Annotated in this window: 20 protein-coding genes; 6 read left to right on the top strand and 14 right to left on the bottom strand. The window is 66.7% G+C overall.

Annotation, left to right across the window (positions count from 1 at the left end; genetic code table 11):
• Nucleotides 1–1,049: 1,049 nt before the first annotated feature.
• Nucleotides 1,050–1,868: a DUF5631 domain-containing protein gene (locus tag AC5Y5Z_RS02235; RefSeq protein WP_499923113.1), complete on the top strand. Its 819-nt coding sequence runs from the start codon at nucleotides 1,050–1,052 to the stop codon at nucleotides 1,866–1,868.
• Nucleotides 1,869–1,993: 125 nt separating this feature from the next.
• Here the strand turns inward: AC5Y5Z_RS02235 and AC5Y5Z_RS02230 are convergent, their stop codons facing one another.
• Nucleotides 1,994–3,121, bottom strand: coding sequence for a M24 family metallopeptidase (locus AC5Y5Z_RS02230; protein ID WP_499923111.1), 1,128 nt, complete (start codon nucleotides 3,119–3,121; stop codon nucleotides 1,994–1,996).
• A 41-nt stretch (nucleotides 3,122–3,162) separates the two neighbouring features.
• Here AC5Y5Z_RS02230 and AC5Y5Z_RS02225 point away from each other — a divergent pair, with 41 nt between their 5' ends.
• Nucleotides 3,163–4,119 (top strand): 5'-3' exonuclease, encoded by a 957-nt coding sequence (locus AC5Y5Z_RS02225; protein ID WP_499923110.1) that lies wholly within the window; start codon nucleotides 3,163–3,165, stop codon nucleotides 4,117–4,119.
• Nucleotides 4,120–4,122: 3 nt separating this feature from the next.
• Here the strand turns inward: AC5Y5Z_RS02225 and AC5Y5Z_RS02220 are convergent, their stop codons facing one another.
• The 11 genes from AC5Y5Z_RS02220 to dop form a co-directional block, all read right to left on the bottom strand.
• On the bottom strand, nucleotides 4,123–4,854 hold the full coding sequence (locus AC5Y5Z_RS02220; RefSeq protein ID WP_499923108.1) for a DUF4333 domain-containing protein: 732 nt from the start codon (nucleotides 4,852–4,854) through the stop codon (nucleotides 4,123–4,125).
• Between the two features lie 92 nt (nucleotides 4,855–4,946).
• On the bottom strand, nucleotides 4,947–7,688 hold the full coding sequence (locus tag AC5Y5Z_RS02215) for a DEAD/DEAH box helicase (protein WP_499923107.1): 2,742 nt from the start codon (nucleotides 7,686–7,688) through the stop codon (nucleotides 4,947–4,949).
• 108 nt (nucleotides 7,689–7,796) lie between these two features.
• Nucleotides 7,797–8,657: a twin-arginine translocase subunit TatC gene (tatC, locus tag AC5Y5Z_RS02210; protein ID WP_463824907.1), complete on the bottom strand. Its 861-nt coding sequence runs from the start codon at nucleotides 8,655–8,657 to the stop codon at nucleotides 7,797–7,799.
• A 118-nt stretch (nucleotides 8,658–8,775) separates the two neighbouring features.
• On the bottom strand, nucleotides 8,776–9,027 hold the full coding sequence (tatA, locus tag AC5Y5Z_RS02205) for a Sec-independent protein translocase subunit TatA (RefSeq protein ID WP_499923106.1): 252 nt from the start codon (nucleotides 9,025–9,027) through the stop codon (nucleotides 8,776–8,778).
• Between the two features lie 91 nt (nucleotides 9,028–9,118).
• Complete coding sequence (locus AC5Y5Z_RS02200; RefSeq protein WP_499923104.1) at nucleotides 9,119–10,087, bottom strand: helix-turn-helix transcriptional regulator; 969 nt, start codon at nucleotides 10,085–10,087, stop codon at nucleotides 9,119–9,121.
• Nucleotides 10,084–11,082 (bottom strand): helix-turn-helix transcriptional regulator, encoded by a 999-nt coding sequence (locus tag AC5Y5Z_RS02195; RefSeq protein ID WP_463824407.1) that lies wholly within the window; start codon nucleotides 11,080–11,082, stop codon nucleotides 10,084–10,086. Before AC5Y5Z_RS02195 ends, AC5Y5Z_RS02200 begins: the two co-directional genes overlap by 4 nt.
• A gap of 80 nt (nucleotides 11,083–11,162) precedes the next feature.
• Nucleotides 11,163–12,521, bottom strand: a complete 1,359-nt coding sequence (gene pafA / locus AC5Y5Z_RS02190; RefSeq protein WP_463824408.1) for a Pup--protein ligase — start codon at nucleotides 12,519–12,521, stop codon at nucleotides 11,163–11,165.
• 119 nt (nucleotides 12,522–12,640) lie between these two features.
• On the bottom strand, nucleotides 12,641–13,402 hold the full coding sequence (prcA, locus tag AC5Y5Z_RS02185; RefSeq protein WP_463824409.1) for a proteasome subunit alpha: 762 nt from the start codon (nucleotides 13,400–13,402) through the stop codon (nucleotides 12,641–12,643).
• Complete coding sequence (gene prcB / locus AC5Y5Z_RS02180) at nucleotides 13,399–14,265, bottom strand: proteasome subunit beta (RefSeq protein WP_499923103.1); 867 nt, start codon at nucleotides 14,263–14,265, stop codon at nucleotides 13,399–13,401. Before prcB ends, prcA begins: the two co-directional genes overlap by 4 nt.
• Nucleotides 14,262–14,456 (bottom strand): ubiquitin-like protein Pup, encoded by a 195-nt coding sequence (locus AC5Y5Z_RS02175; RefSeq protein ID WP_065049939.1) that lies wholly within the window; start codon nucleotides 14,454–14,456, stop codon nucleotides 14,262–14,264. Before AC5Y5Z_RS02175 ends, prcB begins: the two co-directional genes overlap by 4 nt.
• Nucleotides 14,457–14,571: 115 nt before the next feature.
• Complete coding sequence (gene dop / locus AC5Y5Z_RS02170) at nucleotides 14,572–16,068, bottom strand: pup deamidase/depupylase (protein WP_463824411.1); 1,497 nt, start codon at nucleotides 16,066–16,068, stop codon at nucleotides 14,572–14,574.
• A gap of 192 nt (nucleotides 16,069–16,260) precedes the next feature.
• Between dop and AC5Y5Z_RS02165 the strand changes: the two genes are divergently transcribed.
• Both AC5Y5Z_RS02165 and AC5Y5Z_RS02160 read left to right on the top strand, forming a co-directional pair.
• Nucleotides 16,261–17,421 carry a hypothetical protein gene (locus AC5Y5Z_RS02165; RefSeq protein ID WP_499923101.1) on the top strand — a complete coding sequence of 387 codons (1,161 nt, stop codon included), beginning with the start codon at nucleotides 16,261–16,263 and terminating at the stop codon, nucleotides 17,419–17,421.
• A 9-nt stretch (nucleotides 17,422–17,430) separates the two neighbouring features.
• Nucleotides 17,431–18,072: a hypothetical protein gene (locus tag AC5Y5Z_RS02160; RefSeq protein WP_463824413.1), complete on the top strand. Its 642-nt coding sequence runs from the start codon at nucleotides 17,431–17,433 to the stop codon at nucleotides 18,070–18,072.
• A gap of 17 nt (nucleotides 18,073–18,089) precedes the next feature.
• Here AC5Y5Z_RS02160 and arc read toward each other — a convergent pair whose 3' ends face one another.
• The gene (arc, locus tag AC5Y5Z_RS02155) at nucleotides 18,090–19,919 is read right to left on the bottom strand and encodes a proteasome ATPase (protein WP_463824414.1); all 1,830 of its coding nucleotides are present in this window, start codon (nucleotides 19,917–19,919) and stop codon (nucleotides 18,090–18,092) included.
• Between the two features lie 283 nt (nucleotides 19,920–20,202).
• On the opposite strand from arc, the gene lppK reads away from it, so the two are divergent.
• Both lppK and AC5Y5Z_RS02145 read left to right on the top strand, forming a co-directional pair.
• The gene (lppK, locus tag AC5Y5Z_RS02150; RefSeq protein ID WP_499923099.1) at nucleotides 20,203–20,817 is read left to right on the top strand and encodes a lipoprotein LppK; all 615 of its coding nucleotides are present in this window, start codon (nucleotides 20,203–20,205) and stop codon (nucleotides 20,815–20,817) included.
• A gap of 6 nt (nucleotides 20,818–20,823) precedes the next feature.
• Complete coding sequence (locus tag AC5Y5Z_RS02145; RefSeq protein WP_463824416.1) at nucleotides 20,824–21,120, top strand: DUF503 domain-containing protein; 297 nt, start codon at nucleotides 20,824–20,826, stop codon at nucleotides 21,118–21,120.
• Nucleotides 21,121–21,141: 21 nt separating this feature from the next.
• Here the strand turns inward: AC5Y5Z_RS02145 and trmI are convergent, their stop codons facing one another.
• On the bottom strand, nucleotides 21,142–21,984 hold the full coding sequence (gene trmI / locus AC5Y5Z_RS02140; RefSeq protein ID WP_499923098.1) for a tRNA (adenine(58)-N(1))-methyltransferase TrmI: 843 nt from the start codon (nucleotides 21,982–21,984) through the stop codon (nucleotides 21,142–21,144).
• Nucleotides 21,985–22,036: the final 52 nt, after the last annotated feature.

The raw sequence follows: 22,036 nt of genomic DNA, 5'->3' as shown, positions 1-22,036 counted from the left end.
AAATCCAAGAGATCAAGAATTCGAAAGAGCCTGAAGCAGCAAAGGTAGCACAGATCATTACGGTAATACAGGCATGCCGCGCCAGTGCGAACATTGCAGCAGCCAAATATGGCGCAAATGTCTTGGATGGGATACAAAGAGTGCTTCGCGCAAACGGAAGCCCGCTGTCAGCACACGAGTTCGTAAGGCAATGCGGCTCGGATATTAGCCAGATGTTTCGACAATCTGATAACGAAAATGAGTTGAAGGATAGTGTATACGATGCACTTCACAACCACCCGTCCCAAACCATCCCTTCAACACCGGTATATAGGAACCCTTCTTTGCCGACCGAAACGCTGCCGCGCGGTGTGCCCGACCCACTAGCGACAGTCGCTGCGACCGGGAGGCTGCCTCAACAGCCCAGGCCCGCAGACGTGTCGACGCCCGGAGTAGCACATACCTCGTTGGCCAGCACTGCGGCTTCTGGCACCAACCCCCAACCACCTAGGCACCAGCCGACCCCGACTCAACCCTCGATCCTGGCACCGCCAACCGCTCCTCACGTCACAAGCGCTCCACCGGCAGCCCCAAGCATGTCGACGTCGAGCCGGGCAGCCTTGCCCCCTTCCGCTACGGCCATGCCTGCTCCCCATCTGTCAGCTCTCTCCCCCTCCGAACTCGCCCAAAGCTTCAATAGGGGTCTCGAAACGGGCGCACCGATTTCCCCACCGGTACACGCGATGCCGTCGACTCCAACCACGTCAGCGGAGTCGCATTTCACCCATCCCGTGTCGACAACTCCCGCAGCAGTCTCCAACGCGCCGGTACATGTTCCAGTGACGGATTCGCCCCCACCGGTTCACCACCCGACCGTCTCCGAAGGACCCTCGCCGGCCCCGCAGATAGTCGCCGCCGCACCTGCGGTGGCACCCGCCGTCACGCCGCAGCCCGTCGGGCCACTTCCCTCCTACGGTGCTGACCTACGGCCCCCGGTCACGACTAACCTCGCCCCGCCCGCGCCTTCGAGCGTGCCGCCACCGTTGCCGGCGACGCCGAGCTCGGCGCCGGTGAACCCATCGGCGGGCCAGTCTGGCGCGGGCCAGCCTGCGGTCGTACGCCAAAGCAGCAGTGCAGCGACTCCCCCGCCGTCGCCGGGAACCGGGGTCGCGGCCCACGCTGTCGCTGCCACCGCCACCGGAGCTGCCGTCGGCGCGGCGTCAGCCGACGCCGCCGCCCGAACCAGACTGCAGCGCCTGGTCAACTCGGTCGCGCGTCAACAACCTCGCCTGGCCTGGGCTGCCGGCGACCGCGCCGACCAAACCACTGTGCTGACAACGGATTTGGCCAGCGGATGGGTCCCGCCGAGTATCGACCTGCCTTCCGCGGTGACGCTGCTGACTCCGGCCCGGCGCCGCCGCAACCTGGAAGCCCTGCTCGGTGACGTCACCGTCGTCGCCAGCTACACACCGATCCATCATGTTTTTTTTGCATGCGACGACGGCGATCCCCCAGCAACGTCGACGCGGCCCCGATCTGCGCCCGACATCACCGATCTCGGCTGGGAGTTGTGCCAGGCCACGCAATGGCGCGACGGGCTGCCGCGACTTGCTCACACACTGGCCAAGGCGGCTTCGGCGGGCACAGGTGTGCTTGATTCCGAGGTTGACCTGCTACACCAGCACCTGAACACCATCAGCTCCCAAGTGCTCGACGGCTACCCCGACAAGATCGATGCCCACGCCGTCGGCAACTGGCAACTGCTGGCGGCAATCGAAGCGCTCATCAGCGACAACAAGACCATCGCGAACTACCACCTCGCCTGGTTCCTGGCCGGCAGACCGACCGCCCACAGTAGCAGCCAAACCACGGACCGGTCGGACCCGTGACGAGTTCCGTCCCGGCTATCGCAAGTTCGCCCTGCTGCGCTACCTGGCTAGGCGGCGAAAATCAGCGACGCCGTGCCAATCCTGTACCGACGCAGGGACGTTGACCGCCCCACCGGGGCGCCGAGTCAGTCCACCGGCACCACGATCAACTCATGCGGACGGTTGTTGACCGACATCGCACCGTCGTCGGTGACCACCACGATGTCCTCCACCCGCGCACCCCACCGACCCGGAAAGTAGATGCCCGGCTCGATGGAGAACGCCATCCCCGCGGCCAACGGCAGATCGTTGCCGGCGACGATGTAGGGCTCCTCGTGCACGCACAGCCCGATACCGTGCCCGGTGCGGTGCACGAAATACTCCGCGAGTCCGGCCTCAGCCAGCACATCACGCGCTGCCGCATCGACCTGCGCTGCGGTCACCCCTGGCCGGACAACGTCGAAAGCCGCACGCTGAGCTCGCTGGAGCAACGAATATTGCTCCGCCACTTCCGAAGTGGGCTCTCCGATGCTGTAGGTTCGCGTCGAATCGGAGTGGTATCCCGGCTCGTAGGTGCCACCGATATCGACGACCACGATGTCTCCGACCGCCAACTCGCGATCCGAATACCGGTGATGGGGATCGGCGCCGTGCGGCCCGGACCCGACGATGACGAACGCCACATCTGAATGCCCCTCGGCGACAATCGCTTTGGAAATATCGGCGGCGACGTCGGCTTCGGTCCGGCCGGGTATCAGGAAGTCGGGCACCCGGGCATGCACCCGGTCGATCGCCGCGCCGGCCTTGCGCAACGCGTCAATCTCGGCCTCTTCCTTGACCATTCGGAGCTCGCGCAACACATCGGTGGCCAGCACCGGCATCACGCCCAGCGCACCGGCCAGCGGCAGCAGATGCAATGCAGGCATCGAATCGGTGACCGCCACCGCGGCGGGAGCGACGTTGAATACCTCGCTCACCAACCGATACGGGTCGTCGCCGTCGACCCAGTCCTGGACCCGCAAGCCCATTTCCAGCACTGCGGAATCCTTCAGCGTTGCAAGCTCCAACCGCGGCAACACCACCGTCGGGTCACCGAGCGCGGGCAGCACCAAGGCGGTGAGCCGCTCGAATGTCTCTGCGCGCGAGCCCAGCAGATACCTCAGGTCGTAACCCGGAGTGATCACCAGGCCGGCCAGACCTGCCCGGGCGGCCGACCCGGCGGCGGCCTCCAGCCGACGGGCATACACCCCGGCGTCGAATCGGTGAGAGTCCATGGTCAGTCAGGCTAACCGGGCAACCTGGCAGGATGATCCGCATGCCCGCCCCCCTAGCGCTGCTGGACGGCGCCAGCATGTGGTTTCGTTCCTTCTACGGGTTGCCGTCGTCGATCAAAGCCCCGGACGGCCGCCCAGTCAACGCCGTTCGCGGCTTCATCGATTCGATGGCTGCGGTGATCGCCCAACAGAAGCCGAGTCGGCTCGCGGTGTGCCTCGATCTGGACTGGCGCCCCCAGTTCCGGGTGGATTTGATCCCGTCGTACAAATCTCATCGGGTGGCTCAGGAGGAGCCAGCGGGTGAACCCGACGTCGAGGAAGTGCCCGACGAACTGACTCCGCAGGTCGACATGATCATGGAGTTGCTGGACGCGTTCGGGATCGCGACGGCGGGCGCGCCCGGGTTCGAGGCCGACGACGTGCTGGGCACCTTGGCCGCCAAGGAACGCAATGATCCAGTGGTGGTGGTCAGCGGGGACCGGGACCTGCTTCAGGTGGTGTCCGAGGAGCCGGTGCCGGTGCGGGTGCTCTACCTCGGTCGCGGCCTGAAGAACGCCACCCTGTTCGGGCCCGAACAGGTCGCAGACCAGTACGGCGTTCCGGTGGACCGGGCCGGGCCCGCTTACGCCGAGTTCGCGCTGCTGCGCGGGGACCCGTCCGATGGCCTGCCGGGTGTGCCCGGGGTGGGCGAGAAAACTGCCGCCACCCTGCTGGCCCAGTACGGGTCACTTGAGCGACTCATGGCTGCCGCGGCGGACCCCAAGTCCAAGATGGCCAAGGGAGTGCGCACCAAACTGCGCGACGCCGCCGACTACATCACGGCAGCAGAAAAGGTGGTGCGGGTCGCTACCGACGCCCCGATCACACTGTCGACGCGCAACGACAAGCTGCCCCTGCACGCAGCCGATCCCAAACGCACTGCTGAGCTGGCGACCGAATACCGCGTCGGTTCCTCGGTGGGCCGGTTGCAGAAAGCGCTCGACGGGCTGCCGTCGTAGCCGCTACTGCGGCCGGCCAACCTCGTAGGTGCCCTTGTCGTCCTGGAAGGTCACCGTGACGCGCTTGGATGCGCCGTCGATGCTGACCGTGCAGTCGAAGGTACCGCCCTTCTTCACGGTCGGGTTGGATCCGCCATTGCACTTGACGTCTTTGACGTTCTTGGCGCCATAACCATTGGTTTCGTCGGTCAAAATCGTCTGCACGCCAGTGTTGGCTTTGTTGACGTCCAGTGTGGTGGTGACGAAGAAACCGGGCGCGACGAACCCGAGAATGCCGACGACCACGATCAGCAGCGCCAAGATGCCGCCGACCACACCGAAAATGAGGCCTTTGGAACGCTTGGGGCCGGGCTGGCCGTAGGGCGAGGGCTGGCCCGGGTACTGGCCGGGTTGTCCGTATTGGCCGGGCTGACCCGGCTGGCCGTACTGGGGCTGACCGTACGGAGCAGCCTGCCCGTACTGGGGCTGCCCGTACTGGGATTGGTCGTACTGCGGAGTCCCGCCGAACTGGGTGGCCTGCGAGTTGGGATCATACCCGGGTTGGGCGTACTGCTGCTGGGGGTAGGCCTGCTCGGCCGGCTGCTGGTATCCGGCGGGATATTCGGCGGCAGGGTAGGACTGCGCGTGCCAGGTCGCGTCCTGACCCGGCTGCTGCTGCTGCCAGGGCGACCCGGCCACCGTCGGGTCCGAGGAGCCCTGGCCGGGCTGCTGCCACCTCGGGTCTGGTCCACTCATCGTTACTCCTCAGTCCGGTTTGTCCTGGCCACGCGTTGGGCCGTCCAGTCCTGTGTCGATCACGTCCGGATGTAACCGTAGCTCGGCCTAGCCTACCCGGCGTCAACTGCGACGACGCCGCGCCGAACGTCATTGATAGCGCGCTTGGCGGCGGCACGCACATCGGGGTCCGGGGCCGCATTGCGAACCTGGTCCAGCAGGTCGAGCACCTGACGGCACCAGCGCACGAAATCCCCTGCTGACAACGGTGTTCCAGCATCCGCGGCGTCGGCGGCGGCCAGTGCCGCGGCCAGGTCGCCGGTGCGCGCCCAGCGGTAGATCACCCGCACAAAACCGTCGTCGGGTTCGCGGCTCTGGGCGATCCGGTGGGTCTGCTCATCGGCCCGCAACGCCGTCGACAACCGAGCAGTCTGCATCAACGCCTGGCGCAACGCCGGGGTCGGTACATCCGTGCCGAACGGCGCGCCAGGACCGTCCCCGCCGCGGGTTTCAAACAGCACTGCCGACACCACCGCAGCGAGCTCGGGCGGCTTCAGGCCGGCCCAGGCACCCGTGCGCAGGCACTCGGCCACCAGCAGGTCGCTCTCGCTGTAGATCCGGGCCAGCAGCCGGCCGTCGTCGGTCACCTGGGGATCGGTTGCCGGGCCGCGGATGAACTCCCGCTCGGTGAGCAGTCCGACAATCCGGTCGAACGTGCGGGCCAGCGAATTGGTGGCGGCGGCCACCTTGCGCTGCAACTGCGCATTGTCGCGTTCGATCCGGAGGTAGCGCTCGGCCTGGCGGACCTGCTCCTCGAGACCTGCAGAACTGTGCAGCGGGTGGCGGCGCAACTGCTCGCGCAGCGCCGTCAGCTCCGGATCGTAATGCGCGTTCTCCTTCGCGCGGCGCCCCGAAGGAGCCGTCAGCCCCTCGGCGGCGGACCGCAGCGCGGACGCAAGATCCCGTCGTACCCGCGGCTGGCGGTGCTCGACCCGCTTGGGCAACGTCATGGAACCGACCGGGGGCGTGGCCCCGGTGTAGTCGGCCGACGAGATCCGCCCCGCCCAACGGTGTTCGGTCAGGACCAGCGGCCGCGGGTCGGAGGTGTCACGAGCGGACTCCAGCACCACGGCCAGCCCGCCCCGGCGGCCGTGGTTGATGGTGATGATGTCGCCGCGACGCAGCGCGGCCAGCGCATCACTGGCCGCCTGCCTGCGGTGCAGCCGAGAAGCCCGCGCCGCCGTACGTTCCAGCTCGCTGATCTGGGCGCGCAACCGGGCGTAATCCAGGACTGCTGAATCGTGACCGCCGATCTCGGCGGCGATCTCGTCGAGCATGCTCTTGCCGCGTTCGATGCCGCGCACCACGCTGACCACCGATCGGTCGGCCTGATACTGGGCGAACGACTGCTCCAGCAGCCGATGCGCCTCGTCGGGCCCGAGCTGACGCACCAGGTTGATCGTCATGTTGTACGACGGCACGAACGAGCTGCGCAGCGGGAAGGTACGGGTCGAGGCCAACCCCGCGACCTCCGACGGTTCCACATCCGGATGCCACAGCACCACCGCGTGGCCTTCCACGTCGATGCCGCGGCGGCCAGCCCGGCCGGTCAGCTGCGTGTACTCCCCCGGCGTCAGCGGTACGTGCTGCTCACCGTTGAACTTGACCAGTTTCTCCAGCACGACCGTGCGGGCCGGCATGTTGATGCCCAGCGCCAAGGTCTCGGTCGCGAAGACGGCCCGGACCAGGCCGGCGGTGAACAGCTCCTCCACCGTGTGGCGGAAGGCGGGCAACATCCCCGCATGATGGGCGGCCAGGCCGCGCAGCAGACCTTCGCGCCACTCGTAATAGCCCAGGACGGCCAGGTCGGCGTCGGCCAGGTCGCCACAGCGGTGGTCGATGACCTCGGCGATGCGGGCCCGTTCGGCTTCGGTGGTCAGCTTGAGCGGTGATCGCAGGCACTGCTGGACGGCGGCGTCGCAGCCGACCCGGGAGAAGACAAAAGTGATGGCGGGCAGCAGCCCGGCGGAGTCCAGGGACGCGATCACATCCGGCCGCGCGGGAGGGCGGTAGAACCTGGGTCGTCCCCCACCGCGCGCCGGGCCACCGCGTGGGCCCCGGCGCGGCTGCCAGTCCGACATCCGGTCGGCCTCGCGGCGATGCGCGATGTGTTGCAACAGCTCGGGGTTGACGTGCGGCTTGTCCTTGGGGCCCTGCGACCGGTAATCGAACAGGTCGAACAGCCGTTTGCCCACCAGGACGTGCTGCCACAGCGGGACCGGCCGGTGCTCGTCGACGACCACGGTGGTGTCACCGCGCACCGTCTGAATCCAGCCGCCGAACTCCTCGGCGTTGCTGACCGTCGCGGAGAGGCTCACCACCCGCACCTCGTCGGGCAGATGCAGGATGACTTCCTCCCACACCGGCCCGCGCATCCGGTCGGCCAGGAAGTGCACCTCGTCCATCACCACGTGGGAAAGCCCCTGCAGCGCAGCCGAATCGGCGTAGAGCATGTTGCGCAGCACCTCGGTGGTCATGATGACGACCGGGGCATCGGCGTTGACCGACACGTCGCCGGTCAACAACCCGATCCGATCCTTGCCGTAGCGGGCCGTCAGGTCCGAGTGTTTTTGGTTGCTCAGCGCCTTGAGCGGGGTGGTGTAGAAGCATTTGCCGCCGGCGGCCAGCGCCAGGTGCACGGCGAACTCCCCGACCACCGTTTTTCCGGCGCCGGTCGGCGCGCAGACCAGCACGCCGTGGCCGCCCTCCAGCGCGCCACAGGCCCGTCGCTGAAAATCGTCGAGGGCAAAGGGCAGTTCGGCGCTGAATCGGGCCAACTCGGGCAGATCAGTCACCCCACCACCTTGCCCGGGCTTGCGCGAGCGTCCCCAAATTGGCGGTCAACATGCCCTTTTGTCGCACATTTAGGGGCGCTGGGCGCCGCAACGGTGGCGCGTGGGTGCTTAAGTGACGTCGTCATGACTTCCGCCGATCACCGACGGCGCGGGTATCGGCTCGGGCTTGTCGATTGGCGATGCCTCGTCGTCGGGAATGGCGGCGGCTTCGCGTTTGGCTTTACGCCGGTCGTGCAGTCTGGCGATCTGGATGGCGAACTCCAGCAGCACGGTCAGCGCCAGTCCGAGCGCGGTCATCGAGAACGGGTCGGAGCCCGGGGTGAACACCGCGGCGAACAGGAACATGGTGAAGATCAGGCCGCGCCGCCAGGATTTGAGCCGCTCATAGGTGAGCACACCGGCGAAGTTGAGCATCACGATCAGCAGCGGAAATTCGAAGCTGACCCCGAATACGACCAACAGATTGATCAGGAAGCCGAAGTACCGGTCGCCCGACAGCGCGGTCACCTGCACGTCGCTGCCGACCGTCAGCAGGAAGCTGAGCGCTTTGGACAACACCAGATAGGCCAGAAACGCGCCGGCGACGAACAGAAACGCCGCCGGGATCACGAACGCCACCGCGAACCGGCGTTCCTTCTTGTACAGGCCGGGCGTGATGAACGCCCAGAGCTCGTAGAACCACACCGGGCAGGCGGCCACGATCCCGGCCGTCATCCCAACCTTGAGCCGCAGCATGAACTGATCGAACGGCGCGGTGGCCAGCAGCCGGCACTGCCCGTCGGCGCTGATACTGGCGCGCGCCGATTGCGGCAGTGCGCAGTACGGCTGGCGCAGCCATTCGCCCAGGCTCTCCACCCCGAAGATCGGGTGGGAGTACCAGATGAATCCGAACGCCGTGGTAACCACGATCGCGCCCAGCGAGACCAGCAGCCGGGCCCGCAGTTCGGTGAGGTGGTCGACCAGCGACATGGTCGCGTCGGGATTGACCCGGCTGCGCCGGTTACGCGGGTTCAGCCGTCTCAGCGGACCGAGAGCGCGCGCTGAGGCCCTGGAACCTTTCACCACATTCGGTCAGAATGCCGCCGGGCTAGGCCGGCCGCGCCTCGGTGTGACCCTGCTCCGCGGGCGCGGGGTGTTCGACGCGCCGCGACTGCACCGGCGTGGGGTTTTCGATGGCGGCGTCGGTCTTGTTCTCGCTCTGCATCTCGCGGACCTCGGACTTGAAGATCCGCAGCGACTTGCCCAGCGAGCGCGCTGCATCGGGGAGCCGCTTGGCACCGAACAGCACGATCACCACAACGGCCAGGATCAGCCAGTGCCACGGTTGAAGACTGCCCACTTTGATTACCTCCAGACGTTGGCCCTGATGTTACCGCAGTACGGCTGCCGCACCGGGACACGCGCGCTGCGCGCCGTCGGCGCGACCGGCATCAGCCGAGTTCAGCGGCCTGGTAGGCCGCGATGGCCGCCTCCGCGGCGGATCGGACCCGGGACGCGAGCGACTCTGGCGCCAGCACCTTGACCTCGGATCCGAAGCCCAGCACCAGCCGCGCCATCCAGTCGTCGGAGGCATAGGTCATCGTCGCCTCGCAGGAGCCGTCGGAGTGTTCGCGTACCTCCCGCAACGGGTAGTACTCGAACATCCACGACGCGGACGGCGCCACCAGCAGCGTCGCCGACGGCAAGGACGGGTCGCCGTCGAACAGCGAGGTGTCCGGCGGCGATTGCCGGGCCGGTTCCGGCGGCGAGGCGGGTTCACCCAGGTCGGTGGCGTCGACGATGCGGTCGAACCGGAACAGTCGGACCCCCTCGGCCTCGCGCGACCACGCTTCCAGGTAGCTGTGGCCGCCGATCAGCAGCACCCGGATCGGGTCGACGGTCCGCTGGGTCAGCGAGTCGTGCGAGGCGGCGTAATAGTCGAGGGTCAGCGCATGTCCGTCGCGGATGGCCGCACGTACGACCGCTGCGGCGCGGCTCTCCACCGGCGCCGGTTCCTCCACCGCGGACACGGTGTCCTCATGTCCGACGGCGCCGGCCGCCGCGGCGATCTTGGCGATCGCGCTGCGCGCTGCCTGCGGATCGACGACACCGGGAATGTCGGCCAGCGCGCGCAATGCCACCAACAGCCCGGTTGCCTCCGGCGACGTCAGTTTGAGCGGCCGGTCGATTCCCGCCGAGAACGTCACCTTGACGGTGTCGCCGGAGAACTCGAAGTCGATCAGGTCGCCGGGGTAATAGCCCGGCAGACCGCACATCCAGAGCTGGTTGAGGTCGGCTTCGAACTGCTTGTCGGACACGCCGAGTTCGGCGGCCGCCTCGGCTTTGGTGATCTCCGGATTCGACATCAGGTAGGGCACCATGTTCAGCAGCCGCACCAGCCGGTTGGACAGTTGGGTCACGCCGGCGCCTCCGCCACAGCGGCCGCCGCCCGGAGCCGCGCCAGGACATCCTCGCGCAGCGATTGCGGCTGCAACACGATCGCGTCGGCGCCATATCCGGCGATCTCACGGGCCAGTCGGTCGCTGAATCCGATGTCGATCTCGATCACGTCGCCGTCGCGGCCGGCCAGTCGCTGCGGGCCGACCGGCCTGCCGGTGCGCCGCAATGCGGTGCCGCGTCCGTCGGCCACCCAGACGCTGGCCTGCGCGCCGGTCGGTGCTTCGGCGACGGCGGCGGCCACGATCCCGGGAAGATCAACATCCTCGGGCACGGTGACCGCGCCGGGCTGCCCGATGGGCGTGACGCCGGGACCGATCCGCGAGAGTCGGAACGTGCGGGTGGCGTTGCGGTCCCGGTCATGCCCGACGAGATACCAGCGGCCTTTCTCGGTGACGACGCCCCACGGTTCGACCGTGCGGGTGGTGAACGGTTCGGCGCGCGACGGGCGGTGCGGAAACTGGACGGCCTGCCGAGATTGGATGGCCGCCAACAGGATTCCCAGGATGTCTTCCGAGCCCCGCAGGCCGGGAACACCGGGCGGTGAGGCGATGGCCACCGGGGCACCGGAATCGACCTCCACACCGGCCGCGCGCAGCTTGAGCAGGGCGCCCTGAGTGGCGGTGATCAGCTCCGGCGATTCCCACAACTGGGTGGCGACCGCGACCGCCGCCGCCTCGGCGGCAGTCAACTCGACCTCCGGCAGCGCGTAGGCCTCGCGGTTGATGCGGTAGCCCTCGGTGGGGTCCAGATTGGACACTCTGCCGACCTCGAGCGGGATGCCCAAGTCGCGCAACTCGTTCTTGTCCCGCTCGAACATCCGCGAGAACGCTTCGGCGGTGGGGCTTTCGGAGTAGCCGGCGACGTTGGACCTGATCTTCTCGGCGGTGATGTAGCCGCGCGTGGACAGCAGGGCGATCACGAGGTTGACCAGCCGTTCGACTTTCGAAGTGGGCATCCGTCCTAGGTTAGATGCCTCGACTCCTTTTCATGCGCGGGCGCGAGCTTATGCGCAGGTTCGAGTAGCGCCGGGTTCGGTCACATACTCGCGATGAGTCGTTTCACCCGCTCGTCGACCGCCCGGAACGGGTCTTTGCACAGCACCGTGCGCTGCGCCTGGTCATTGAGCTTCAGGTGCACCCAGTCGACGGTGAAGTCACGACCGGCAGCCTGGGCTGCGCTGATGAACTCCCCGCGCAGCCGGGCGCGGGTGGTTTGCGGCGGGTGGTCCACCGCGTCGGCGATCTCCTCGTCGGTGGTGACCCGGGTGGCCAGACCCTTGCGTTGCAGCAGGTCGAAGACACCGCGGCCGCGCTTGATGTCGTGGTAGGCCAGGTCGAGCTGCGCGATCTTGGGGTCGGACAACTCCATGTTGTAGCGGTCCTGGTAGCGCTGGAAGAGCTTGCGCTTGATGACCCAGTCGATCTCGGTGTCGACCTTGGCGAAGTCCTGGCTCTCCACGGCGTCGAGCTGGCGGCCCCACAGGTCGACGACCTGCTCGATCTGCGCGTTGGGTTCACGGTTCTGCAGGTGCTCGACCGCGCGACTGTAGTACTCCCGCTGGATGTCCAGCGCGCTGGCCTGACGGCCGCCGGCCAGCCGGACCGGGCGGCGACCGGTGACGTCGTGGCTGACTTCGCGGATGGCGCGAATCGGGTTGTCCAAGGAGAAGTCCCGGAACGCCACCCCCGCCTCGATCATCTCCAGCACCAGCGCAGCGGTGCCGACCTTGAGCATGGTGGTGGTCTCGGACATGTTGGAGTCACCCACGATGACGTGCAGACGGCGGTACTTCTCGGCGTCGGCGTGCGGTTCGTCGCGGGTGTTGATGATGGGGCGGCTGCGGGTGGTCGCGCTGGACACACCTTCCCAGATGTGTTCGGCGCGCTGGGACAGGCAGAACGTCGCGGCTTTGGGGGTCTGCAGCACCTTGCCGGCCCCGCAGATCAGCTGGCGGGTGACCAGGAACGGCAGCAGCACGTCGGAGATGCGGGAGAATTCGCCGGCGCGCACGATCAGGTAGTTCTCGTGGCAGCCGTAGGAGTTGCCCGCGGAGTCGGTGTTGTTCTTGAACAGGTAGATGTCGCCGCCGATGCCCTCGTCGGCGAGCCGCTGTTCGGCGTCGACCAGCAGGTCTTCCAGCACCCATTCGCCGGCGCGGTCGTGGGTGACTAGTTGCACCAGGCTGTCGCATTCGGCGGTGGCGTACTCGGGGTGACTGCCCACGTCGAGGTAGAGCCGGGCGCCGTTGCGCAGGAACACGTTGGAGCTGCGTCCCCACGACACCACGCGGCGGAACAGATAGCGGGCCACCTCGTCCGGGCTGAGTCGACGATGCCCGTGGAAGGTGCAGGTGACACCGAACTCGGTCTCGATGCCCATGATTCGTCGCTGCACGTTATCGAGGGTACTTGCTGTCCTACCGCTGCAGTCAGCAAGCCGCGCCTGTGCCGCAACTGTGACCGGACGCGTCGGACCTGTTTCCGGCAGACCCGCGGCGCACTCCGGTGCCGCGCCTACTCGGGGGACTCGCCTTCGGACTCTGCAGCGCTGTCCGATTCCGGCTCGCCGTCCTGCAGCAGGCTTTCCACCGTCGACCGGGTGAGGCGTTTGAACGCCCGCCGCGGCCGGTTGGCGTCGAGGATCGCGACTTCCAGGCTGGCCACACCTACGCTGGCCTGGCCGTTGCTACTGGAGTCGGCACTGCCGGCGCGCAGCGCTTCCACCGCCATCCGCAGGGCGTCGGGCAGCTCGGCTTCCTCGGCGAATGACTCCTTGAGTGCGTTGATGATCGGTTCGGTGGTGCCGCCCATCACCACGAAATGCGGCTCGTCGGCGATCGACCCGTCGTAGGTGATCCGGTAGAGCTCCGGGGCCTTCGTCTCGCCGTAGTGGGCGACTTCAGCCACGCACAGTTCCACTTCGTAGGGCTTGGCCTGCTCGGTGAAGATGCTGCCCAGCGTCTGGGCGTAGACGTTGGCGAGCTGCCTGCCGGTGACATCGCGACGGTCGTACGCGTAGCCGCGGGTGTCGGCAAATTGGATGCCGCCGCGGCGCAGGTTGTCGAACTCGTTGAACTTGCCGGCCGCGGCGAAACCGACCCGGTCGTACAGCTCGCTGATCTTCTGCAGCGATCGCGAGGGATTCTCCGCGACGAACAGCACGCCACCGGCGTAGGCCAGAGCCACCACGCTGCGTCCGCGGGCAATGCCCTTGCGGGCGAGCTCGCTGCGCTCGCGCATCGCCTGTTCGGGCGAGATGAAATACGGGAAGCTCACTTCTCACCGCCATCGGGGCCGAAAGTATCAGCGCGCGAACGACTTTCGATGACACCGCGCGCGAGTTCAGCGATCCGGCGCTCCGGGATCTCCATCGCCCCGTCGGCGTCGATGGTGACCGCGGTGGGATAGATGCCGCGGACCAGGTCCGGACCGCCCGTCGCGGAGTCGTCGTCGGCCGCGTCGTAGAGCGCTTCGACCGCGACCCGCAGGGCCGAATCAGCGTCGGCGACTTGGGAATACAGCTTCTTGATGGACGACTTGGCGAAGATCGAGCCCGAGCCCACCGACTGGTAGCCCTCCTCTTCGATGTTCCAGCCGCCGGCGGCGTCGAAGGACACGATGCGACCCGCCGACTCCGGGTCGGCGGCATGGATGTCGTAACCGACCAGCAGCGGCAGCGCCACCAGGCCCTGCATGGCGGCGGGCAGGTTGCCGCGCACCATGATCGCCAGCCGGTTCACCTTGCCGGCGAACGTCAGCGGCACGCCTTCGAGCTTCTCGTAGTGCTCGAGTTCGACCGCGTAGAGGCGGGCGAATTCGACCGCGATCGCCGCGGTGCCTGCGATGCCGGTGGCGGTGTAGTCGTCGGTGATGTAGACCTTGCGCACGTCGCGCCCGGCGATCATGTTGCCCTGCGTGGATCGCCGGTCTCCGGCGATCAGGACTCCGCCCGGATACTTCAGCGCGACGATGGTGGTGCCGTGCGGCAGCTGGTCGCCGAGCGAGGCACCAGTGACCCCGACGGGCAGCAACTCCGGTGCCTGACGGCGCAGGAAGTCAGCAAACGACGACAGGTCTATGCCTGAGGATCCGGGAAGTGCTGAGTTGATGGGTAGGCGATCGGGCGACTGCCAGGTCACTGGCCGCCCTTTTGGACGTATGCCCGCACGAAGTCCTCGGCGTTCTCCTCCAGGACGTCGTCGATCTCGTCGAGCAGATCGTCGGTGTCCTCGGTCAGCTTCTCGCGGCGTTCCTGGCCAGCGGCCGCCGCACCGGTGACGTCGTCGTCATCGCCGCCGCCACCGCCGCGTTTGGTCTGCTCCTGCGCCATCGCCGCCTCCTGCTCGTCATACGCCCTTCGGGCGGGTGTCCATTCGCCCGTTGACTTTTCTCTACCCTACCGGTCGGCCCCGACATTTCGTCGGTCTGACCACGCCGTCAACCGGTCACCGCGTCAGCTGTTCCACCAGCTCCACGGCGCTGTCCACCGAATCCAGCAACTCCCCCACATGTGCTTTGCTGCCACGCAGCGGCTCCAGCGTCGGGATCCGTACCAGCGAGTCACCGCCGAGGTCGAAAATCACCGAGTCCCAACTGGCCGCGGCGATGTCGGCCCCGAACCGGCGCAGGCACTCGCCGCGGAAGTATGCGCGGGTGTCCGTCGGGGGGTTGTCCACCGCCTCGAGCACCTGATGCTCGCTAACCAGGCGCTTCATCGATCCGCGCGCCACCAGGCGGTTGTACAGGCCTTTGTCCAATCGCACGTCGGAGTACTGCAGATCCACCAGGTGCAGCCGCGGCGCCGACCAGCTCAGGTTCTCGCGCTGGCGAAACCCTTCCAGCAGCCGCAGCTTGGCCGGCCAGTCCAGCAGCTCGGCACACTCCATCGGGTCCCGTTCGAGCAGATCGAGTGCGTGTGCCCAGGTTTCCACGACGTGCGAGGCACGGGGATCCGGGTCGCGGCTGTCGACCAGCTTGGCGACCCTATCGAGGTAGATCCGTTGCAGCGCAAGGGCCGTCAACTCGCGACCGTCGACCAGCGCGACGGTCTGACGCAGCGACGGGTCGCGGCTGACCGCGTGCACGGCGTGCACCGGGCGCGCCAGGGCCAGGTCACTGAGGTCGACCCCTTCCTCGATCAGGTCCAGCGCTAGGGCGGTGGTGCCCAGCTTCAGGTAGGTCGAGGTCTCGGCGAGGTTGGCGTCACCGATGATGACGTGCAGCCGTCGGTACCGGTCGGCGTCGGCGTGCGGTTCGTCGCGGGTGTTGATGATGCCGCGCTTGAGCGTGGTCTCCAGGCCGACTTCGACCTCGATGTAGTCCGACCGTTGCGATAACTGGAAGCCGGCCTCATCACCGGAGGCGCCGATGCCGACGCGCCCGGATCCGGTCACCACCTGCCGCGACACCAGGAACGGCGTCAGGCCGGCGATGATGGCCGAGAACGGCGTCTGCCGCGACATCAGGTAATTCTCGTGCGATCCGTAGGACGCACCCTTGCCGTCGACGTTGTTCTTGTAGAGCTGCAGTTTCGCGGCACCGGGCACGCTGGCGACATGCCGTGCGGCCGCCTCCATCACCCGTTCGCCGGCCTTGTCCCAGATCACCGCGTCCATCGGGTCGGTGCATTCCGGCGCCGAATACTCCGGGTGGGCGTGGTCGACGTAGAGCCGGGCCCCATTGGTCAGGATCATGTTGGCCGCGCCGACCTCGTCGGCATCGACGACGGGTGGCGGTCCGGCCGAGCGGCTCAGATCGAACCCACGCGCGTCGCGCAGCGGCGATTCGACCTCGTAATCCCAGCGGGTACGTTTGGCGCGCTGGATGCCGGCGGCCGCGGCATAGGCCAGAACGGCTTGGGTCGAGGTGAGGATCGGGTTGGCGGTCGGGTCCGACGGCGAGGAGATGCCGTACTCGACCTCCGTCCCGATAATCCGTTGCATGCCTTGAAGCCTAGGCCCGCCGACGATGCAGCCCCTGCGGGGGCTGGTGAGGAGGCGGGCAATCAAGCCGAGCCCGCCGACGATGCAGCCCCTGCGGGGGCTGCTCCCCCGCCCTTGGCTCTGCGTCTAGGGCGACAAAGTGCGACTAAGCCGCACCCTGCCCGCAGAGTGAACGGGCTAGTGTGACCCGCCATGAGCCCATCATCGGCCACGGACCAGGCGGAAAGCTGGTTCTTGCAGCGCGGTCTGCCGTCGGTGCTGACGACACGCGGGCGGTGGCGACGACTCTGGCCGCGGTCGGCGCCGATGTTGGCGGCCTACGCCACGCTGCACTGTTGGACTCTGCCGATCCTGTTCGTCGCGGACCCGGAACACATCGTGATCGAAGGACAGCTCACCCCTCGGGACTTTTTCCTATTGGTGCTCCTCGGACTGGCCCCGGTGGCGATGGCGGTCGTCGGTTGGCTGGTGTCGCGGATGGCGGACCGTCGTAGACGCGCGACGGCCTCGACGGTGTCTACAGCGCTGGTGGGGATCGTGATTGCTCTCCAGAACGGACCGCAGCATCTCGGCAACGCTGCGGGCACCGCCGCGGTGTTGATGCTGTTGACCGGACTTGGGGTCGGGTCCGTCGCCGGTTGGTCGGCCCGCATGACGCTGTCGCACCTCACCACGATCGGCGGCCTCGCGGTTCGGGCGCTGCCGGTAGTTCTGCTGACCACCCTGGTCTTCTTCAATGGCAATGTCTGGCTGATGTCGGCGACAATCACCGGCGGCCGATTGGCGCTCGCAGTGGTGTTCTTGGTCGGCATCGCCGCCGCGTTCGTGGTCTCTGCGACCGCAGAACGTATCCGGCCAATGCTGCGCTCGCCAACCGGGGTCACCGACGAGGCAGAACGCCTAACCGACACGCCCTTTGCGGCGATGCCGGACCCGCCGAACGCACCCGCGTTGAGCAGGATTGAGCGCGTCAACGTAGTTTTCGTGCTGGTCGCCTCGCAACTGACCCAGATCACGGTGGTCGCGGCGCTCACTAGCGGGATCTATGTGGTCCTCGGTTTGATCGTGCTGACTCCGGCCCTGCTCAAAGAGTGGGCCCGCACCACCGAGGCCAACTCGACGATTCTGAACCTGACGGTTCCCGTGCCTGATTCGCTGACTCATTTGTGCTTATTCCTGGGGGCGTTGACCTTCATGTACGTCAGCGCCCGCGCGGCCGGCGACGACGACTACCGCGCGACGTTCGTCGACCCGCTGATCGCCGACCTGCGGGCCGCCCTGGTAGCGCGTGGCCGGTATCGCGGTCCGGTAGCGACTACGCCGATGATTGACGCTGGTGAGCTGGGTGATTAGGTTCACCCTGTGTCAGCCCCACAATCGAGTTCCACATCCCGCCATGCCGCGGGTGACCTGTCCGGGAAGCGTTACGGCGAAGTACTTCTCGTAACCCCCGGCGAGGCGGGTCCGCAAGCCACCGTCTACAACAGCTTCCCGCTCAACGACTGTCCGGCCGAGCTCTGGTCGGCTCTGGACGCTCACGCCATCGCAACCGAAAACGGTGCGGCCACAGCGCTACTCAACGGTCCGCGCTACTGGTTGATGAACAGCATCGAGAAGCCCTCTGCGGGAATGCAGATCATCAAGACCTTCGGGGGCATCGACATGTTGCTGCAGGCCACTGTGCTGCTCTCGTCGATGAACCCGTCGCCGTACACCGTCAACCAGGTGAGCCGCAACACGGTGTTCGTCTTCGACGCCGGCCAGGAGATCTACGAACTTCAGGACCCGCACGGCCGGCAGTGGGTGATGCAAACCTGGAGCCAGGTGGCCGACCCCAACCTGTCGCGGGCGGATCTGCCCAAGCTCGGCGAGCGACTCAACCTGCCGACGGGCTGGGCGTATCACTCGCGTGTGCTCTCCGACGAGTTGCGCGTCGACACCACCACCCAAGCCGCTCAGGTACTGCAGGATGACCTGACCAACAGCTATTCGCTGGTGACCTGAGTCTGAACGCGCCTGGGCTACAGGTACTGACCCAGGTTCGACTCGGTGTCGATGGCCCGCGACGCGCTCGACGACTTGCCGGTGACCAGGGTGCGGATGTAGACGATCCGTTCACCCTTCTTGCCCGAAATCCGCGCCCAGTCATCGGGATTGGTGGTGTTGGGCAAGTCCTCGTTCTCGGCGAACTCGTCGACGATCGAGTCGAGCAGGTGCTGGATGCGCAGACCCGGCTGGCCTGTCTCCAACACCGACTTGATCGCGTTCTTCTTCGCCCGGTCGACGACGTTCTGGATCATTGCCCCGGAGTTGAAGTCCTTGAAGTACATGACTTCCTTATCACCGTTGGCGTAGGTGACCTCCAGGAACCGGTTGTCATCGATCTCGGCGTACATCCGCTCGACGACCTTCTCGATCATCGCCCGGATGCAGGCACCGCGGTCGCCCTCGAACTCGGCGAGGTCGTCGGCGTGCACCGGCAGCGTGTCCACCAGGTACTTGGAGAAGATGTCCTGTGCCGCTTCGGCATCCGGGCGCTCGATCTTGATCTTCACGTCCAGACGGCCGGGCCGCAGGATGGCCGGGTCGATCATGTCCTCGCGGTTGGAGGCGCCGATCACGATGACGTTCTCGAGTCCCTCGACACCGTCGATCTCGGACAGCAACTGCGGCACCACGGTGGTCTCGACGTCCGAGGAGACGCCGGTGCCGCGGGTGCGGAAGATCGAGTCCATCTCGTCGAAGAACACGATCACCGGGGTGCCCTCGGAGGCCTTTTCCCGGGCCCGCTGGAAGATCAGCCGGATGTGCCGCTCGGTCTCGCCGACGAACTTGTTGAGCAGTTCGGGGCCCTTGATGTTGAGGAAGTAGGACTTGGCCTCGCGGGCGTCGTCCCCACGCAGGTCCGCCATCTTCTTCGCCAGCGAGTTTGCCACCGCCTTGGCGATCAGGGTCTTACCGCAACCGGGCGGGCCGTAGAGCAGCACACCCTTGGGCGGACGCAACGCGTACTCGCGGTACAGATCCTTGTGCAGGAACGGCAACTCGACGGCGTCACGGATCTGCTCGATCTGACGGGTCAGACCACCGATGTCGGAGTAGCTGACATCCGGCACCTCTTCGAGCACCAGGTCCTCGACCTCGGCCTTCGGGATGCGCTCGAACGCGTAGCCGGCTTTGGTGTCGACCAGCAGCGAGTCACCCGGCCGCAGTTTGCGGGGGCGGCTGTCGTCGTTGAGGGCGTCGGGATGCCCTTCGGGCAGGTCCTCAGCGACCAGCGGTTCGGCCAGCCAGACGATGCGCTCCTCGTCAGCGTGGCCGACCACCAACGCCCGGTGCCCGTCGTTGAGCACCTCACGCAGCGTAGAGATCTCACCGACCGATTCGAACGTCCCGACCTCGACCACGGTCAGTGCCTCGTTGAGCCGGACGGTCTGGCCCTTCCGCATCGACGAGGTGTCGATGTTCGGCGAGCACGTCAGACGCATCTTGCGACCCGAGGTGAACACGTCGACGGTCTCGTCCTCGTGGGTGCCGAGTAGCACGCCGTAACCGCTGGGCGGCTGCCCCAACCGGTCCACTTCTTCGCGCAGCGCCAGCAGTTGTTGGCGAGCCTCTTTAAGAGTTTCCATTAATTTGGAATTGCGCGCGGCGAGTGAGTCGATACGGGCTTCGAGTTGATGGACGTCGCGGGCCGTGCGCGTGGAGCTCTGATGGGCCGCTACGTTGTCCAGTTGCTCGCGCAGCACTGCTGCTTCACGACGCAACTGTTCCAACTCGGCAGCATCTTCGCTGGACAGGGGGATATCGCGGGGGTTCTTGAATGCTTCAGAACGCTCTGAGTCACCCATGTTGCGCTCCTTTCCCGCACCAGGAATGGCGTGGCGGATACATCCAAGCTACCGGCCAACCGCGAATGATGTGCGCAGTCAAATGCCCTTGAAAAGTTACAAGTTGGGTCACGCTGGTAATCTCGGGTTCTACTCGGGCCGCGCGAAAGGACTTCTGTGACGACGAAATCCCTAGCCACAGGCATTCTTATCGATGCGACGACAGGCTGCGCAAGCCCGGATGTGACTTACGTTTCATTCCGCTGGTTACCCACTTATCGGCGATAACCGCGCCCGCAAACGAATGTCCCGCAACGTCCGCGTAACACTGAGCGCCGCCCTCGTCACAGCGGCGGTCGCGATAGCTGGCTGTTCGCATGACACCGCAAAGAATATGGGCGCCAACGATTCGTCGCTGCCAGCTGCCTCGTCGAGCGCACCGGCCGCCCCGCCAACCGCTCCCCTGCCCGCGCCCGAAGCTCTCAGCGACATCCTGGTTCGGCTTGCCGATCCAGCCGTGCCTGGTGCCGAGAAGTTGAATCTTGTTCAGGGCTCCGGTCCGGATACCGTCGGCGCCTTGGACCGTTTCACCACCGCCGCACGTGACGGCGGCTACCTGCCGATGACGTTCGTCGCCAACAACATCGCCTGGTCAAGTCAGAACCCGTCGAACGCGATGGCCACCGTCGTGGTCACCACCGCCAACCCGCAGCACCGCGAGTTCACCTTCCCGATGGAGTTCACCCCGTTCCAGGGCGGATGGCAGCTGTCACGCAAGACCGCGGAGATGCTGTTGGCCATGCAGAATGCGGGAACGCTGCCCCCGACGTCGCCGCCGCCGCCCGGACCTCCCCCGGCACCCGGCTCAGAACCCAGCCCGGCACCCGCGCCGCCCGCCAGCCCGTCGCCGACGCCGTAGCGCACCGTGTGGATCGGCTGGCTGGAATTCGATCTGCTGTTGGGTGATGTGCACTCCCTCAAGCAGAAACGCTCGGTGATCCGCCCGGTCGTCGCCGAACTGCACCGCAAGTTCAGCGTGTCCGCCGCCGAGACCGGGTCACAGGATCTGCATCGTCGCGCGGGGATCGGGTTGGCGGTGGTGTCGGCCGATCGGGCGCACGCGCTCGACGTTCTCGACCGGGCCGAACGGCTGGTCGCGGCACACCCGGAATTCGAGCTGCTCTCGGCGCGCAGAGGATTGCACCGCAGCGACGACGACTAGGCCAGCTCGGTCTGTTGCCGATCAGCCGTCGCGACCCTCGCGCTTGCGACCCAGCGGCATCGGCGCAACCGTGCCGGGCGCCAAGCGGCGCATCGCGATCAGGAAGGCGGTGTGCCCGCGCATCGTGTGTTGTGGCCGCACCGCCAACCCGACCACATTCCAGCCGCGCTGCAACGTCTCCCAGGACCGCGGTTCGGTCCAGCACTGTTGGGCGCGCACCGCCTCCACCGTCTTGGAGAGCTGGGTGACGGTGGCGACGTAGATCACCAGCACGCCGCCGGCGACCACCAGTCGCGACACCGCATCAAGCACGTCCCACGGCGCCAGCATGTCCAGCACCGCGCGGTCGAAGGATCCGTCGGGCAAGTCGGAATCGGCGAGGTCACCGAGGATCAATTGCCAGTTGTCCGGCAGCTCGCCGTAGTAGCTGCCGACATTGCGCCGGGCGTGTTGGGCGTGGTCGGCGCGCTGCTCGTAGGACACGACCTGCCCTCGGGGGCCGACCGCCCGCAGCAGCGACAGGGTGAGGGCACCGGAACCGGCGCCGGCTTCCAGCACCCGCGCGCCGGGAAAGATGTCGCCCTCGTGCACGATCTGGGCGGCGTCTTTGGGGTAGATCACCTGCGGTCCGCGCGGCATGGACATGACGTAGTCGACCAGCAGCGGGCGAAGCACCAGGAACAGCGCGCCGTTGCTGGACTTGACCACGCTGCCCTGCTCCAGTCCGATGATCGTGTCGTGGGCGATGCGGCCGCGATGAGTGTGGAATTCGCTGCCCGGCGTGAGCGTGATGGTGTAGTGGCGGCCCTTGGCGTCGGTGAGCTGGACGCGCTCGCCGACAGTGAACGGACCGGTGGCTGACACGCCGTCCAGCGTGCCAGTCGACTCGCCGACCACGTTTATCGGGGTTGACCAC

The organism is Mycobacterium sp. NGS29, assembly GCF_059812965.1.
This window is presented reverse-complemented; position numbering and strand designations above follow the sequence as displayed.